Below are 15,644 nucleotides of genomic sequence, written 5' to 3'. Positions count from 1 at the left end.
TCGAGCGCGGCGTTCATACCAGGTACCAGTGGGTCGGGCGGGATTAGCCTTTCCGACTGTCGGTCGGGTTCTCGACGTGGACGCCAACCGGCCCCGCGAACGGAGCGACACGCCTTTTTGACCGCGCCGGGCACTCTGTTGTATGGATCCAAAGCGGGAGCTTACGAGCGTCGACCTCGCCGCCCTCGTCCGCGAGTTCGGAGCCTACGAGGGCGCGAAGCTCGACAAAGCCTATCTCTACGGGGACGATCTCGTCCGCCTCAAGCTGCGCGACTTCGACCGCGGGCGCATCGAATTGCTGCTCGAGGTCGGCGAGGTGAAACGCGCCCACACAGTTACCCCAGAGCGGGTGCCCGACGCCCCCGGTCGGCCGCCGCAGTTCGCGATGATGCTGCGCAATCGACTCTCCGGCGCGGACTTCGCCGGCGTCGAGCAGTACGAGTTCGACCGCATCCTCGAGTTCGTCTTCGAGCGCGACGACGGGACGACCCGGATCATCGTCGAACTGTTCGGCCAGGGCAACGTCGCGGTGACGGACGGCGAGTACGAGGTGATCGACTGTCTCGAGACGGTTCGCCTGAAGTCCCGAACCGTGGTGCCGGGCTCGCGCTACGAGTTCCCCGACACGCGGACGAACCCGCTGACGATCTCGCGCGAGGCCTTCGGCCACGAGATGGAGGACTCGGATACCGACGTGGTCCGCACGCTCGCGACGCAGCTCAACTTCGGCGGCCTCTACGCGGAAGAACTCTGCACCCGCGCGGGCGTCGAGAAGGCGATGGACATCGCGGACGCCGACGAGGAGACCTACGACGGGCTCTACGAGGCGATCGAACGGCTCGCGCTCGATATCCGAAACGGGAATTTCGACTCGCGACTGTATCTCGACACCGGCGACGAGGACCGAGCCGGGGACGGCGACAGAGACGGGGACGACGGGAGCGCCGCCCGCGTCGTCGACGTGACGCCCTTCCCGCTCGAGGAGCACGAACGGGACGACCTCGACGGCGAACCCTACGATACCTTCCTCGAAGCGCTCGACGACTACTTCTTCCGGCTCGAACTCGAGGACGAGGAGGAGCCGGATCCGACGGATCAGCGTCCCGATTTCGAGGAGGAGATCGCCAAACACGAGCGGATCATCGAACAGCAACAGGGCGCGATCGAGGGATTCGAACAGGAAGCCCAGAACCTCCGCGAGAACGCCGAGTCGCTGTACGCCGAGTACGGCCTCGTCGACGAGATCCTCTCGACGATTCAGGAGGCCCGCGAACAGGACCGCCCCTGGGACGAGATCGAGGCCCGGTTCGAGGAAGGTGCCGAGCAGGGCATCGACGCCGCCGAGGCGGTCGTCGCCGTCGACGGCAGTGAGGGCCTCGTCACGGTCGACGTCGACGGGGAGTACATCGAACTCGTGGCTCACGACGGCGTCGAGCAGAACGCGGATCGCCTCTACACCGAGGCAAAGCGCGTCGCGGAGAAGAAAGAGGGCGCGCTGGCCGCGATCGAGAACACCCGCGAGGACCTCGAAGAGGCAAAGCGCCGCCGCGACGAGTGGGAGGCCGCCGACGGCGAGGAGGCGGACGACGAGGCTGCCGAGGATGAGGGCGAAGACCACGACTGGCTCGCGGATCCGTCGATCCCGATCCGCGAGAACGAACCCTGGTTCGACCGGTTCCGCTGGTTCCACACCAGCGACGGCTACCTCGTGATCGGCGGCCGCGACGCCGACCAGAACGAGGAACTGGTAAAGAAGTACCTGGAACCGGGCGACAAAGTCCTGCACACCCAGGCCCACGGCGGCCCCGTCACGGTCCTAAAGGCGACCGACCCGAGCGAGGCCTCCTCGTCGGACATCGAACTCCCGGAGTCGAGCATCGAGGAAGCCGCCCAGTTCGCCGTTTCCTACGCCTCGGTCTGGAAGGACGGCCGCTACGCCGGCGACGTCTACGCCGTCGACTCCGACCAGGTGACGAAGACCCCCGAAAGCGGGGAATATCTGGAAAAAGGCGGCTTCGCCGTCCGCGGCGACCGAACCTACTACCGCGACACCCCGGTCGGTGCCGCCGTCGGGATCCAGTGTGAGCCGTACACCCGCGTCATCGGCGGCCCACCGGCGGCCATCGAAGGGACCGCGGAGACGACAATTGAACTCGAGCCCGGCCGGTACGCCCAGGCCGACGCGGCGAAGCGACTCTACCGGCGCTTCCGCGAGCGATTCGAAGACGAGACGTTCGTCCGGAAGATCGCCAGCCCGGACCGCATTCAACACTTCATGCCGCCGGGCGGCAGCCGGATTTCCGAGGACTGAGGCGGTCTGCTGTCCCGGTTTCTCGATGCAATCGCAGGACGATCGCGGTTGCGCCGGAAATGGCTGACAACAGTCCATTAGGGGCGGTCGGCCCCGTCGCTGATCCGGAGAGCAGATTCGACGCCGCGTTCACGCCGTCACCGCTTTTCTCGCGACGCCGCGTTCGTCGGTGTCACCCCGAGGTATGCCGAAAGTACCCGAGTGCGACGGCGTAGGTTCCGTAGACGACGACGGTCGTCCACGCAATTGCCGCGCTGGCCGGCCCCCACGAAAAGAGTTCCGTCCCCGAGAGGACGACCAGCGACGGGTACACGAGCGCCGATAGCCAGCCGAACAGCGCCAGCGTGGTTCCGCTGGCCCGCTGGTGGATCGCGTCGTCGCGCTCGTCGAACAGCGGCCTCGCCGCCCCGTACGGAATCACCGCCGCTGCGGTCAGCCCGACGGCGTAGAGCACAACTGCGATAACGGGGCGGTTCAACGCCGTCCCGACACCGAGGGCGAGACCGGCGGCGACGCCGCAGATTCCCATCAGTCGTTTGTACGTCGCTGGACTATCGTTCCGAATCAACGGGAGCGTCGTTTCTGTCATGGATCGATGGCACCCGAGTTCTGTAAAGCAGCCTTTACAGTAAAACATGCTTTACACACCTACTTAAATCTATCCGCCACCCGATGATTGCGACCGCCCTCAAAATATCGTGTTTGATGTTTCCTCTACCGATAATTTCCAATAACTATTATTGTGTCTCGCAGTGTACTGTTGTTCCATGTGTCTTGAGTGCACAAGCCACGGATCGGAGCGGGATTCGAGTTCAGCCGACGAGTCCGACGAGACGGAACGCGATGGGGGCGACTGGAACCGCCGGTCGTTTCTCCGGGCGACGGGTGTCGCCGCCGGCTCGGGAACGGTGCTCGCCGCGCAAGGTGAGCGCGTCGCGGCCTCGCATACCGAGTGTAGCGCGGCGGATCGCTGGGTCGAAGCGGCGAATCACAGCGCGCGAAACTACGGGATCAACTGGATCGTCATCCACGTCACGGCGGGTGCGTACCAGGGCGCGCTCAGTACGCTGACGAGTTCGAGTTCGGGCGTGAGTTCGCACTACCTCGTGAAGAACTACGATTGGACCGAGGGGCCGTCGGCGGGCCACGTCGACCAACTGGTCCACCACGATCGGGCGGCCTGGCACGCCAGGTACATCGCCAACCACCGCTCGATCGGCATCGAACACGAGTGGTTCAACGACAACGGCATCACCGACGCCTGCTATGAATCCTCGGCTGAACTCGTTCGCTGTATCGCCGACATGCACGACATCCCGCTCGAGTTCTACACGAGCAACACCTGCATCCAGAACGAACCGGGCGGAATTATCGGGCATACGCACGTGCCGGACGGCGACTGTAGCAGTTTCTCTCACGGCGGGCGGACCTGCCCGTATCCGGACTGGGATATGGATCACTTCGCGAGTCTGGTTCGAGACGGCGGCGGTGGGGGAGGCGGAGGCGGTGACAAGTTCCAGGACGGCGATCAGGTCGTCACGACGACGGCTCTCAACGGCCGCGAGCAGCCGTGTCTCAACGACGACGTCGTGTTGACGCTGCCGGAGGGAACCCAGGGAGAGGTCATGAACGGCCCCGAGGACTGCGACGGCATCACCTGGTGGGGACTGCACGTCCCGGCGTACAACGAGTGGGTCTGGTGCTCGGAGAACTACCTGGTCCACGCCTGAGACCGCCACCCGCCTCCTGTCGGCGGGTCGCGAACAACAGCACCTTTTACCGGTCCGCCCGGACTGACGGGTATGCAGATCAAAGACCGGGAACCGCTCGACGGCGGGCGCGAGCGGGTTACCGTCGTCCCCGAGAGCGTCGACGACCTCTGGCATCTCCAGTACGTCCTAGAGCCCGGCGACCGCGTCGCGGGCGATACGACCCGCCGCATCCAGCGCAACGACGATCAGATGCGCGATACCGGCGGCGAGCGCGAACCCATGTGGGTCGCCATCGCCGTCGAGGACATCGAGTTCCACAAGTTCGCGAACCGGCTTCGCGTCGGCGGCGAAATCGTCGCCTGCTCGCGCGAGGACCAACTCGGGTTTCACCACACCCTGAACGTCGAGGGGCGCGAAGAGATCTCGATCGAGAAACGTTTCAAGCCGGATCAGGAGGCCCGCCTCGAAGAGGCCGAGGAAGCCACCGAGAATCCCGACGTGGCCATCGCCACCGTCGAGGAGGGACAGGCCCACGTCCACACCGTCGCCCAGTACGGCACCGAAGAGCGAGCGGCGATCACCGGTCCCACCGGCAAAGGCGAGTACGCACGCGAGCGCTCGGAACTGTTCGCCGAACTCGGCGACGTACTCAAACGCCAGGACGCGGACGCGATCATCCTCGCCGGCCCCGGCTTTACGAAACAGGACGCCCGAAAGTACATCGAGGACAACGAGCCCGAAGTCGCAGAGCGGCTCACGATGGTCGATACGGCGAGCGTCGGCGATCGGGGCGTCCACGAGGTGCTAAAGCGCGGCGCGGTCGCGGACGTCCAACAGGAGACTCGCATCGAGCGCGAGGCCGAGTTCATCGACGAACTCACCGAGCGCATCGCCCAGGGTGCGAAGGCGGCCTACGGTCCCGAAGAAGTCAAGCAAGCGGCCGAGTTCGGCGCGATCGAGCGACTCCTGATTCTCGACGACCGGCTCCGCAAGGAGCGCGGTCCGGAAGGCGAGTGGGCCATCGACGTTGACGATATCGTCCGCACGACCGAACAGAAAGGCGGCGACGTAACCGTCTTCTCGAGCGAGTTCCCGCCGGGACAGCAGCTCTCGAACCTCGGCGGTATCGCGGCGCTGTTGCGCTACCGGCTCGAATGACGGCTCGCGCCGTCCGTCACGGCTGACTCGCCCGCACATGATCGAACACGCCACGCTGTGGCTCCTCGCAGTGTGCTCGTACGGGCTCGGTGACCTCGTTACAACCGCCGCCGGACTCCGGTACGCTGAACTCGAGGAGGGGTCGGCGTTCGTCCGCAGACTGCTCGGCGAGCCGCCGACGCCGGGCGGACTCGTCCGGTTCGGGGCGTTCAAGGTCGTGTTGTTTGCGGCGTTCTACGGCGGCTATCTCGTTCTCGACGGATACCCCGTTCGGATTCTTATCCCGGCCGTGATCACCGGTATCGGAATCGTTGCGGTGGGCAACAACCTGCGTGCGATTCAACGTATCCGCTGATCGGTGTTGCAGCCAGACGGAGCCTGAAACCGAACCCGGACGAACTCGTCCGCCCGGGCCGTCAGCGAACGTGTTGATTCGCCTCGATGAGCTGGATGAGGACGGTGGCAAACAGCGATTCCGAACTCCAGATGGCGGTCTCTTCGCCGGCGTCGTCGACGACGCTGAGCAGGATTCCGTCGTCGTCGACGATGGCGATCCGCCCGGATCGGTGGTCATCCGTATGGGGCCTCGTCGGGGACTCGACGGAGACGCCCTCGAGTTCAGCGAAGCGATCGCAGACGGTTTCGGTGCGGCTAACTGCGATCGTCTCGACGCCGGCGCGCGCCTGCTCTTCGAGGACGTGTCCGATCGCGTCCGTGAAGAGTTCGGGGAGGCGCGTCGCGAAGACGAGACGCTCGTCGGCGCTCGAGAGCAGGTCGACGGTGCGGTCGTCGATCCGGTCGCGACCGCGGACGGTCCAGATGTCCTCCTGTGTCTCCTCGTCGGCGACTTCTTGCGAGACCTGATCGACGAACTCGAAGGCGCGGTCCTGTTCGCGTTCGAATCGGTCGCGGAGGATCGTGCGGGCGTCCTCGATGTCGACCGGCCGGTACCGGATCGGGCTGGCCTGTTGGACGTCGAGGAGGCCGTGCTCGGCGAGGCTTTCGGCGACGCTGTAGACCTGCGAGCGGGGAACGTCGGTGGTTCGGGCGACGTCGCGGGCGGTGCCGGAGCCGAGTCGCTGGAGGGCGATGAAGACCTTGGCCTCGTAGCTGGTGAGTCCGAGGTGTTCGAAGGCGTCGAGCGCCTCGGATTCGTCGGTGGTCATCGGTCGTCACCGTCCTCGTCGGTTCCAGCCTCCGCCGGTGCGCCGCCGTCACTCGCGGGGGTCGGTTCGGCGGTCGGATCGAAGTCGAACGACACGTCCGGGCCGAAGTACCGCGTCCAGAGGACCAGCAGCGTCGGCAGGACGACGACGCTCGCGAGGAACGCGTACGTGATCGTCAGCGCGGTGATGATCCCGAACTGCTGAAGGGCGGGCAGGATGGCGAACGCGAGGACGCCGAAGCCGCCGACGGTCGTCGCCGCGCTGCCAAGCAGTGCGCCGCCGGTGCCGGTCACCGTCGTCCGAAGCGCCGACCAGACGTTCCCCTGGCGTTCTAACTCGAGCGAGTAGCGGGCGCTAACGTGGATACTGTAGGCGACGCCGAGCCCGATCGTGAGGCTCGTAATCATCCCCGTCAGCACGTTGAACGGCATACCGAGGAGGTACATCGTCCCCAGAATCCAGCTGACGGAGAACGCGACGGGCAACAGCGTGACGGTGCCGAGCATCGCGCTGTTTCCGGTCAGCCAGTAGGCCGCCGTGAGGAAGACGAACACCGCCACGAGCGTGATCAGCAGGCTCTCGAGGACCGTGTCGAGCAGGTCCTGCTCGACGATGTAGCTCACGATCGGATCGCCGGTTGCGGTGACGGTCCAGTCGCCATCACCGTCGTCTTCGAGGGTTCCTGCGATGGCGCGCATCTCGTCGGTCGTCTCGCTCGTCGTTGCACCGCCGTCGGTGCCGATGACCAGTCGCGTCATATTGTACTCCCCGTCGTCGGTTTGGTGGAGCACCTGCCCCGCTGTCTCCTCGTCGACCTCGAAGAGTTCGTCGTAGAGCGCCGAGACGTTCTCGTCGGGCACGCCATCGCCGTTCGTATCGGCCGCGGTGAACGACTCGTTGAACGACTCGTTCTGCGCGGCGACGGATTCCATGGTCGAGAGCGGGTCCTGTACGTCCGCCTCGCCCGTCGCCAACTCGTAGGCGACATCGCTCGATGCGGCCTCTTCGCGGGTCGCATTGATCTGTTCCAACAGGGCCGGATCGGCGACGTTACCTTCGACGAGGAGCTGCGCCTGGCTGTCCGCGCGCTGGAACTCCTGGTTGACGTAGTCGAGGTCGTCTTTCGCCTGGTACTCGCCGGGGCTCATCCCGCCGGGCAGGCTCTCGGTCCAGGCCGGCGGATCCTCCGCGAGGAAGTCCTCCTCCTGGAAGCTGGTGTCGACCTGCGTCGCGCCGTAGACGCCCCCGGCGGAGAGGACCAGCACGAGGACGAGGACGACCAGCGGGATCTTTCGGGCTGCGATCGACCCGAGTGTCAGCACCTCGCTGAAGCGGCCGCCGCCGGTCCCGAACGCGCGCTTGTGTCGATCGAGGCCGCGACCCTCGAGGAACGCGTCGAGTTCGACTTTGGCGGCCGGGATCAGCGCGCCGAAGACGATCAGCGCGGCGACGATGCCGACCGAACTGACGATGCCGAACTCGCGGATCGGGCCGATCGGGCTGACGAGGTTCGAGAGGAAGCCGATGACGGTCGTCGCCGTCACCCAGACGAGCGCGACGCCGACGCCGGCGAGCGCGACCGACATCGAGCCGCGAACCGAGCCGGCGTGATCGTCGGCGTCCGCGGACCGCTCGGTCTCGCGTTGCTCCCGGTGGCGCATGAAGACGTGGATCGCGTAGTCGATCGATAACCCGATCAAGAGCACGGGCACCGCGACGAACATCTGGTTGAACGCGATTCCGGCCCAGCCCATGAAGCCGAACGTCCAGACGAGGACCGCGCCGATCCCGACGATACCGAGGACGATATCGAGCAGGTCGCGGTAGGCGACCAACAGCGCCACGACGACGAACAGCAAGGCGAGCGGTCCGACGATCGCGAGGCTATCGCCCATCGACCGGTCGATCTCGTCGGTGATGAGGCCGGACCCGAAGACGAGGTAGTCGCCATCGTGTGCGTTCGCCATGTCGCGAATCTCGAGTTGGCTGTCGACGACCGAATCGTCGACCCCGCCCATCTCGGACATGCCGTCACTGCCGGCCGACTGCGTGATCGATGTCAATCGCGCGTCGGCCTCCGTACTCCCCGGATCGTACGACGTCGGCATCAGCGAAATCGCCGGGTTGTCCTCGCCCTCGCCGTCCGAGAGCGTCTCCGCAACGAGTTCGCTGAACTCGTCGTCGTCGAGGTCTTCGAGCGCGTCGATCTGTTCGTCGAGCGACGGCTGGTCGCCGCCGGTCTCCCCATCTCCGCCGCCTTCGAGCGCGGCGTACTCTTCTTCGAGCACGCCCATGGTTCCGGCCTGATAGACGCCCTCGAGTTGCTCGGTGAGTTCCTGGTACTCGGGGGATTCGCTGGGATCGTCCGTGGTCTGCTCGAGTTGGTAGCGCTGGGATTCGATCTCGCGAGCCTGCTGGACGGCCGATTCGTACTCGGCGGTCTGTGCGTCGGTCAGCGGTGCCGTCGCGTTCTCGACGGTGGCATCGAGTTCAGCGTCGAGTTCGGCCGCGCGGGTCTCGTACTCCGGATCGGATTCGTCGTACGTCGCGTTTAGTTGCTCGTACTGGCGCTGAATCGCGACCGTCTCGTTGAGCCCGCGTTCGAGCCGTGCGCTGGTCTCGTTCAGCGCGTCCGCCTCCTCGCTTCGGATCGCCGAGATGGCGATGATGTTCTCGACGCCGGTGATCGGCTGTTCCTCGGCCAGCGTCTCGTTTATCGATTCGTTCGCTCGAATGTCCTGCTGAAACTCGAGCGACGAGATGAGCGACGATTTCGTCAGCACGTTGTCCCCGCCGTCACCGCCCTCGCCGGTGCGGGTTATCACCTGCAAACTCGTCGTGTTCTCCTGTTGGTCGCTCGTAAAGTTACCCTCGATATCTTCGAGCGCCTGTGCCTCGTCCGAGTCCGTCTCGAACTGGTCGAGCGACGAGTCGTCGTCGACCATCGTCGCGCCTGCACCGACGACCGCGGTCGTGAGCAGGAGGACGACGAGCACGACGCGCGAGTGTTGCGTGACGATCGCTGCGAGCCGTTCGGGCGCGCTCATTCGGTTCCCCTCCCGGGGACTAGCCGTTGCTCCCGTTCGTCCTGAATCATACTGTTGTTATGATCCTACAAACGGATCGGTTATACGTATTTGGATATGCAACGCTGTCCAGTTGTCTCCTCGATCGGATGGAAACGGGCAGGGAGAAGCGCTTACTCGACCGAAATCGTCATCAAGTCCTCCGCGAACCGCACGTCGCCGTCGTAGTGCGTGCCGATCGATTCGAGCATTTCCTCGTGGCGGCCCTCCGTATGCGGATAGAGATGTGTCAGGTAGACGCGGCCAATGTCACGGCCCGCGAGTTCACGACCGAGGGCCTCGGGCGTCGGGTGATTCGAGACGTCGACGTCGTCGGGGAACGAACAGTCGTGGGCCAGGATCGCTGAGCCCTCGGCGAAGTTCGCCAGTCCCGCGAACGCCTCGGTGTCGCCGCTGAAGGTGAACAGATCGCCGAAGCGGTAGGCCAGACACGGCAGGGAGTGGCGCGTTTCGTAGGCCGTCACGTCGAAGCCGGCGACGCTGAACTCGCCGGGGACGACCTCGCGAACCTGCAAGTCGAGTTTGTCCTGCATGTACTCGTGGACCGAGAGGAGGTCGTCCAGCAGCGCTTTGGTTCCCTGGGGGCCGACGACCTCCAGGTGTTCCTCGCCGGCGAGCCAGCGGGCTTTCATCAGCGGCAGGAGGTCGGCGACGTGGTCCAGGTGGTGGTGGGTCAGCAGGACCGTCGAGACGCTCTCGTAGCCGACGCCCGACTGCTGCAGGCGGTGGAGGACGCCGGAGCCGCAGTCGACCAGGAGCGTTCGGTCGTCGTTCTGAACGAGGATACCAGCCTGAAAGCGCTCGCCGGTCGGCATCGCGCTACCGGTGCCGAGAAACGTGACGTGCATACGCGACAGTGTGGCGGCCCGACCGATAAGGATAGCCCCTTCCAGTCGAGCGTTCCGTCGGGACAGCGGTGTGAGAAGCCCTCGCCACCGACGATACCGACGATACCGACGACTTTAGTCCTCGCCAGCGATAGTCTCACGCATCCATGACCGACACTACCGATTGTCTCGCCGCAGATCGACTGCGGATGACTCCCGGCCCGACCGAGATTCCGGCCCCGGTTAGAGAGCGGCTGGCCGAGCCAGCGCCGAATCCCGACCTCGAACCCGAGTTCTTCGCGTGCTACCGAAACCTGACGGACAAACTCACGCGGATTCACACGGCGGGACCGGCAGGTTCGGCCGACGCCGCGACAGATCGGGACACCGTCGTTCTCGGCGGCGAGGGAATCCTGGGACTCGAAGCCGCGATCGCCTCGCTCGTCTCTCCCGGGGACCGCGTGCTCTGCCTCTCCAACGGCCTGTACGGCGACGGCTTCGCCGATTTCGTCGAGCAGTACGGCGGCGAGCCGGTCCGCTGTGGGGTCCCCTGGGACGAAACGCTCGACCCGGACCCCGTCGAGGCGGCGATCGAGAGCGCGGACGAGCCGTTCGACGTGGCGACCATGGTCCACTGCGAAACTCCCACCGGCACGCTGAACGACCTCGAGCCGATCCTCGACGTGCTCGAGGCCCGCGACATCATCAGCGTCGTCGACGCCGTCTCCTCGCTCGGCGGCGCGCCCGTTCCGACCGATCGGATCGACGTCTGTCTCGGCGCGAGCCAGAAGTGCTTCAGCGCCCCGCCGGGGCTCGCCACCTGCACGATCAGCGATCGAGCCTGGGAGCGCATCGAGCGCGTCGAGACCGCCTCGCTGTACACCGATCTCGAACCCTGGCGCACCGCCGCCGACGAGGACGAAGAGTGGTTCCCCTACACCCACCTCGCCTCGAACGTCCTGGGACTGGACGCCGCCGCCGACCTGCTGCTTGAGGAGGGCCTCGAATCGGTCTTCGAACGCCATCGCGAGGCCGCAGCCCGCTGTCGCAACCGTGCAACTGAACTCGGGCTCGATCCGTACCCCGCCTCCCCCGCGGACTGTTCGCCAACCGTGACCGCACTCGAGTTCAGCGGCAGTGCGACCGACCTGCAGGAGCGGCTGCGGACCGAGCACGACATCGTCGTCGCGACCGGTCTCGGTGAACTCGAAGACGATATCGTCCGGATCGGTCACATGGGCCACAACGCACGGCCGGAACGCGTCGAGCGGACGATGGACGCGCTGGCGGCGGTGCTCGAATAGCGAGCGACGGCGTCGGGAGCGGCGGTCACGTACTTCAAACGCCACCGGAATCTGCAGGTAGAACCGTTTCCCGTGCTCCCGGTCTACCGATTGATATGTCCGATCGCGACTCCAACCTCGATCCCGACGCCGGGACCGATCGGGATCCGACGGAGAAACCGACTCGGGACGCCGAGGAGGCAAAGCAAGAGGGAGAGCAGATGGCTCGCAACTGGATCGCAGTCGGCGTCGTGTCGATCTTCTTGCTCCTGTTGATCGTCGTCGGACTGATGCAGGCGACCGGGCTCGTCGACGTGTTCGGGCCGATCGCGGAGACCCAGACGCAGCAGTGGGCCGTCTTCGCCGTTCTCGCGCTGATCGTCGTCGCGCTCGCCGGCTGGAGTTGGACGACGCTGGTCCGGTGACAGTCCTCTCCGCGCTGCGATCCCTTCGAGTTCAGTTGTTCTGTTCTGTTCTATTCTGTTCTGTTTCTCCGTTTCGTCCTCTCGTATTTCCCCGTCTCCCGTCCGCGTGCCAGGAATAACCATATCACCCGCCGCCGAGACAGAAACCCGTTTAGGTCGGCCGCGTCAGGGACAGGTAATGAGTAGGAGTTACCGGATCGGACTCGTCGGCAAACCCTCCGTCGGCAAGTCATCCTTCTTCAATGCCGCGACGATGAACGACGTGCCCGAAGGGGCCTACCCGTTCACGACCATCGACCCGAGCGTCGGCGAGGCCTACGTCCGCGTCGACTGCGCCGCCCCCGAGTTCGACGAGGAGTGCACCCCGAACGTCGGCTACTGCGACCACGGCACCCGCTTCGTGCCGACGAAACTCGTCGACGTCGCCGGCCTGATCCCCGGCGCACACGAGGGCAACGGCCTCGGCAACCAGTTCCTCACCGACTTGAACGAGACGGACGTACTCGTCCACGTCGTCGACTTCTCCGGCGAAACCGACCTTGAAGGCGAACCGACCGAGGGCCACGACCCTCGCGAGGACATCGCCTTCCTGGAGGAAGAACTCGACCAGTGGTATCTCGGCGTCCTCGAGAAAGGCATCGAGCGCTACGAGTCCGGCTACACCACAGAGGACGACGCCATCGAGGACGAACTCGCCGAGCAGATGAGCGCGTTCAAGACCAACGCGGACGAGATCAAGCGGCTCATCCGCCGCGTCGACGTCGGCTTCGAGCCCGAAGACTGGGACGCCGACGACGAACTCGAACTCGCCCGCGAAATCCGCAAGGAGACCAAGCCGATGGTCATCGCGGCGAACAAGATGGACACCCCCGAAGCGCAGGACAACTACGAGGAAATCACGACCGATCCTGACTACGAACACCTGACGATCGTCCCCTGCAGCGCCCACGCCGAAAAGGCCCTGAAGTCCGCCGACAAGGCCGGCGTCGTCGACTACCGGCCCGGCGACGCCGAGTTCGAGATTACAGGTGAGGTCTCCGGCGAGCAAGAACAGGGCCTCGAGCAGATCCGCGAGTTCCTCACCGAGTTCGGCGCGACCGGCGTGCAGGCCGCGATCGAAACCGCCCTGTTCGACGTGCTCGGCGTCACGCCCGTCTTCCCCGGCGGCGCGAACGGCCTTGGCAACGAACGCGGCGAGGTCCTGCCCGATTGCTATCTCATCCCGCCGAACTCGACCGCCGAGGACTTCGCCTACAGCCTCCACTCCGACATCGGCGACGGCTTCCTCCACGCGATCGACTGCCGGACGAACCGCCAACTCGGCAAGGATTACACGGTCGAGTCGCGGGACGTGATCGAGGTCATCACGACGAACTGAGTGGGCAGGAGGTCGCTCCGATTACCGGGCGAGACCCGCACCTGAACTCACGAATCGACGTATTACTTTCCGACGGCCTTGTTTAGACGCCAAAGAGACGACTTACTTCGGCAAACTAACCTATTTCAAAGCCAGAACTGAGCAATGTGCCCTCTCGTCTCTCTCAATTTACGGATCGCCTCGTAACGTTGGCAAAACGCGCTGTCTCTGGCGATGCTTCACCACCGGTCAAGAAGGGCGACGGTGGCTACGCTGACTGGGTGATCGTTGTGATCCACGGTCTCCGCGAATACCTTGATCTGCCGTATCGACGGCTCCTCGATGTCCTTCACGAGATGCATGGCATCGTCGAGAAACTGAATCTCGAAATGAGCGAGCTGCCAGACTTTACGACCGTCTACGCACGGAAGCAGCAGCTCAAGATGGCAGTCTGGCGAACCCTCCTTCGACTCTCCGCTGATCTCCACGATACCGGTGACGTACAGGCTATCGACGCGACTGGCTTCGACCGACACTCTGCTAGTCGCCACTACGAAAATCGGACAGACTACACCTTCAGATCGGTAAAGGCGACAGCGTTGGTCGACTGCGAAACCAGCACCGTGTTAGACATTCATTGTTCGATGAAGCACACATGACACCCGTGTTGGGCGGCAGGTACTCACACGGAACCTCGACCGGCTACAGACCGTGACCGCTGACAAGGGCTATGATTGGGACGACCTCCGCGAAGAACTTCGGGAGGCCGACGTTCGGCCAGTGATCAAACACCGAGAGTTCTCCCCGCTAGATATGGCGCATAACGCTCGCCATGACGACGATACCTATCATCGACGGTCAATCGTCGAGGCTGTGTTTTTCGCGCTCAAGCAGCGGTACGGCGACATGCTTCGGGCGCGGACGTGGTTCGGGAAGTTCCGTGAACTCGTTCTGAAAGCGGCTGTGAGAAATGTCGAACTTTCCCCGTAATTTCGGTCAGTACAGCATGTGTATTTATCGAATTGCAGGAGAGCCATCCGTATCATTTGCATCGGCTATCCACTGCGGTTGCATCGGGAGAATGTCCGACGGCAAATCGTTCATGTCGAAGAATCCGACCTCGAGGGCTTCCTCTTCGTCGGCCTCGGGTGTCCCCCCCTCGATGGTACACCGAAAGCAACTCGTGACGAAGTGAACTGCCTTGCCTGAGGGATACGAAAACACCTGCTGTTCCGGGTATGAATAGACGCCCATCAACCGCTCAACCGCTATTTGCAGTCCCGTTTCCTCCTCAACCTCCCGTGTGATAGCGTCCCCGACTGGTTCGCACCGTTCGACCGTGCCAGTCGGGAGGGCCCACTGCTCTTTGTCGGCGCGTTTCAGCAACAGCACCTCATCTGCGTCATTTACTACGACAGCAGCGACACCTGGACGTATCTCATCCGGCCACGAATAGGGAGGTGCCTCCCACGTGTCGGTTGTGTCTGTGAAGAGGTTTGCAAGCGTCGAGATCGTCAAATCTGGTTGCTGAAGATCACGAGCGGATGCGGCAGTCGGTTCGTCCTCGGCTACCAGAATCCCGGTGAGCCCCGCACGGTGGGCGCCGAGAACGTCCGTGGCAGGATTATCGCCAATCACAACCGCTTGCACGTCGTCGGCCAGCCCGTCGAGAGCCATCTCGAACATAAGCGGCTCGGGTTTGCCAACGACCGTCGGCTCTGTCCCCGCCGCAGCTTCGACTGCTCGGACAATGGCTCCAGCCCCGGGTGCGGGCCCGTCTGGGGTCGGGAACGACCCATCCGGGTTCGTCCCCACGAACGTCGCTCCCCGGTGGATGTGTCTCGCCGCCCGCTGGATGTCTTGATATGACGTCTTCTCGTCCGCGCCGACGACCATCGCATTGGGATCGTCGTCCGTGACCTCGATGCCCTCCTCTTGGAGTTCGATTTCCAGCCCTTCGCTACCGACGACAGCAGCGGTGGTCACATCCTGTTGGGAGAGGTAGTGGGCGGTCGCCCAGCCCGACGTGATGATCTCGTCTTCTTCCGCGTCGATCCCCAGTTTGCGAAGATTGTTCGCGACAGTCTGACGCTGAGGGCGTGGGTCGTTCGTCAGGAATCGTAGTTCCTTGTCCCTCTCATCGAGGCGATTCACCGACTCGACCGCCTCCGGTAGGGCCTCGTCCCCGAGATACACTACCCCGTCAAGGTCAAGCAAGAACGCGTCGAATTGCTCAGAAACCATGCCATTTTGTAGCACTATCAGCCACTTGTATCCTTTTGTAGGGGGTTACATCCGCAGTTTAACTGAGCGGCTGAT

12 protein-coding genes and 1 pseudogene are annotated in these 15,644 nt (G+C 64.2%); 8 read left to right on the top strand and 5 right to left on the bottom strand.

The features are described from left to right. The first annotated feature begins 142 nt into the window (after window positions 1–142). Window positions 143–2,311 (top strand): ribosome rescue protein RqcH, encoded by a 2,169-nt coding sequence (gene rqcH / locus C480_RS12135; protein WP_006665908.1) that lies wholly within the window; start codon window positions 143–145, stop codon window positions 2,309–2,311. Window positions 2,312–2,483: 172 nt separating this feature from the next. On the opposite strand, the gene C480_RS12130 is transcribed toward rqcH, so the two are convergent. Continuing rightward, on the bottom strand, window positions 2,484–2,900 hold the full coding sequence (locus tag C480_RS12130; protein WP_006665907.1) for a DUF2178 domain-containing protein: 417 nt from the start codon (window positions 2,898–2,900) through the stop codon (window positions 2,484–2,486). Window positions 2,901–3,078: 178 nt separating this feature from the next. Between C480_RS12130 and C480_RS12125 the strand changes: the two genes are divergently transcribed. The 3 genes from C480_RS12125 (at window position 3,079) to C480_RS12115 (ending at window position 5,536) form a co-directional block, all read left to right on the top strand. Next, window positions 3,079–4,041, top strand: a complete 963-nt coding sequence (locus C480_RS12125; protein ID WP_006665906.1) for an N-acetylmuramoyl-L-alanine amidase — start codon at window positions 3,079–3,081, stop codon at window positions 4,039–4,041. A gap of 72 nt (window positions 4,042–4,113) precedes the next feature. Continuing rightward, complete coding sequence (locus C480_RS12120) at window positions 4,114–5,181, top strand: mRNA surveillance protein pelota (RefSeq protein WP_006665905.1); 1,068 nt, start codon at window positions 4,114–4,116, stop codon at window positions 5,179–5,181. A 37-nt stretch (window positions 5,182–5,218) separates the two neighbouring features. Then, window positions 5,219–5,536 carry a hypothetical protein gene (locus tag C480_RS12115; protein ID WP_006665904.1) on the top strand — a complete coding sequence of 106 codons (318 nt, stop codon included), beginning with the start codon at window positions 5,219–5,221 and terminating at the stop codon, window positions 5,534–5,536. Window positions 5,537–5,597: 61 nt separating this feature from the next. Here C480_RS12115 and C480_RS12110 read toward each other — a convergent pair whose 3' ends face one another. The 3 genes from C480_RS12110 to C480_RS12100 all read right to left on the bottom strand — a co-directional run bounded on the left by C480_RS12110 (window position 5,598) and on the right by C480_RS12100 (window position 10,281). Further along, on the bottom strand, window positions 5,598–6,347 hold the full coding sequence (locus tag C480_RS12110; protein WP_006665903.1) for a TrmB family transcriptional regulator: 750 nt from the start codon (window positions 6,345–6,347) through the stop codon (window positions 5,598–5,600). Next, window positions 6,344–9,394 (bottom strand): MMPL family transporter, encoded by a 3,051-nt coding sequence (locus C480_RS12105; RefSeq protein ID WP_006665902.1) that lies wholly within the window; start codon window positions 9,392–9,394, stop codon window positions 6,344–6,346. Before C480_RS12105 ends, C480_RS12110 begins: the two co-directional genes overlap by 4 nt. A 152-nt stretch (window positions 9,395–9,546) precedes the next feature. Continuing rightward, the gene (locus C480_RS12100) at window positions 9,547–10,281 is read right to left on the bottom strand and encodes an MBL fold metallo-hydrolase (protein WP_006665901.1); all 735 of its coding nucleotides are present in this window, start codon (window positions 10,279–10,281) and stop codon (window positions 9,547–9,549) included. Window positions 10,282–10,427: 146 nt separating this feature from the next. Between C480_RS12100 and C480_RS12095 the strand changes: the two genes are divergently transcribed. The 4 genes and pseudogenes from C480_RS12095 to C480_RS12080 all read left to right on the top strand — a co-directional run bounded on the left by C480_RS12095 (window position 10,428) and on the right by C480_RS12080 (window position 14,315). Continuing rightward, entirely contained in the window at window positions 10,428–11,564 is a 1,137-nt protein-coding gene (locus C480_RS12095; RefSeq protein WP_006665900.1) for a pyridoxal-phosphate-dependent aminotransferase family protein, read from the top strand. Window positions 11,565–11,659: 95 nt separating this feature from the next. Continuing rightward, on the top strand, window positions 11,660–11,968 hold the full coding sequence (locus C480_RS12090) for a hypothetical protein (protein WP_006665899.1): 309 nt from the start codon (window positions 11,660–11,662) through the stop codon (window positions 11,966–11,968). Window positions 11,969–12,146: 178 nt separating this feature from the next. Continuing rightward, window positions 12,147–13,346, top strand: a complete 1,200-nt coding sequence (locus C480_RS12085) for a redox-regulated ATPase YchF (protein ID WP_006665898.1) — start codon at window positions 12,147–12,149, stop codon at window positions 13,344–13,346. Window positions 13,347–13,492: 146 nt separating this feature from the next. Next, window positions 13,493–14,315, top strand: a pseudogene (locus tag C480_RS12080) (IS5 family transposase). A gap of 24 nt (window positions 14,316–14,339) precedes the next feature. Here the strand turns inward: C480_RS12080 and C480_RS12075 are convergent. Next, entirely contained in the window at window positions 14,340–15,569 is a 1,230-nt protein-coding gene (locus tag C480_RS12075) for an HAD-IIA family hydrolase (protein WP_006665897.1), read from the bottom strand. Window positions 15,570–15,644 lie beyond the last annotated feature (75 nt).

It is taken from the genome of Natrialba aegyptia DSM 13077 (assembly GCF_000337535.1).
Classification (GTDB): Archaea; Halobacteriota; Halobacteria; order Halobacteriales; family Natrialbaceae; genus Natrialba; species Natrialba aegyptia.
The sequence above is the reverse complement of the archived record's forward strand: the minus strand, read 5'-3'. Positions and strand labels throughout refer to the sequence as shown.

Excerpts from the sequence above, each read along its gene's own strand:
- C480_RS12110 (WP_006665903.1), bottom strand. The coding sequence starts at position 6,347 with ATGACCACCGACGAATCCGAGGCGCTCGACGCCTTCGAACACCTCGGA.
- C480_RS12115 (WP_006665904.1), top strand. The coding sequence starts at position 5,219 with ATGATCGAACACGCCACGCTGTGGCTCCTCGCAGTGTGCTCGTACGGG.
- C480_RS12125 (WP_006665906.1), top strand. The coding sequence starts at position 3,079 with ATGTGTCTTGAGTGCACAAGCCACGGATCGGAGCGGGATTCGAGTTCA.
- C480_RS12100 (WP_006665901.1), bottom strand. The coding sequence starts at position 10,281 with ATGCACGTCACGTTTCTCGGCACCGGTAGCGCGATGCCGACCGGCGAG.
- C480_RS12075 (WP_006665897.1), bottom strand. The coding sequence starts at position 15,569 with ATGGTTTCTGAGCAATTCGACGCGTTCTTGCTTGACCTTGACGGGGTA.
- C480_RS12095 (WP_006665900.1), top strand. The coding sequence starts at position 10,428 with ATGACCGACACTACCGATTGTCTCGCCGCAGATCGACTGCGGATGACT.
- C480_RS12120 (WP_006665905.1), top strand. The coding sequence starts at position 4,114 with ATGCAGATCAAAGACCGGGAACCGCTCGACGGCGGGCGCGAGCGGGTT.
- C480_RS12090 (WP_006665899.1), top strand. The coding sequence starts at position 11,660 with ATGTCCGATCGCGACTCCAACCTCGATCCCGACGCCGGGACCGATCGG.
- C480_RS12105 (WP_006665902.1), bottom strand. The coding sequence starts at position 9,394 with ATGAGCGCGCCCGAACGGCTCGCAGCGATCGTCACGCAACACTCGCGC.
- rqcH (WP_006665908.1), top strand. The coding sequence starts at position 143 with ATGGATCCAAAGCGGGAGCTTACGAGCGTCGACCTCGCCGCCCTCGTC.
- C480_RS12085 (WP_006665898.1), top strand. The coding sequence starts at position 12,147 with ATGAGTAGGAGTTACCGGATCGGACTCGTCGGCAAACCCTCCGTCGGC.
- C480_RS12130 (WP_006665907.1), bottom strand. The coding sequence starts at position 2,900 with ATGACAGAAACGACGCTCCCGTTGATTCGGAACGATAGTCCAGCGACG.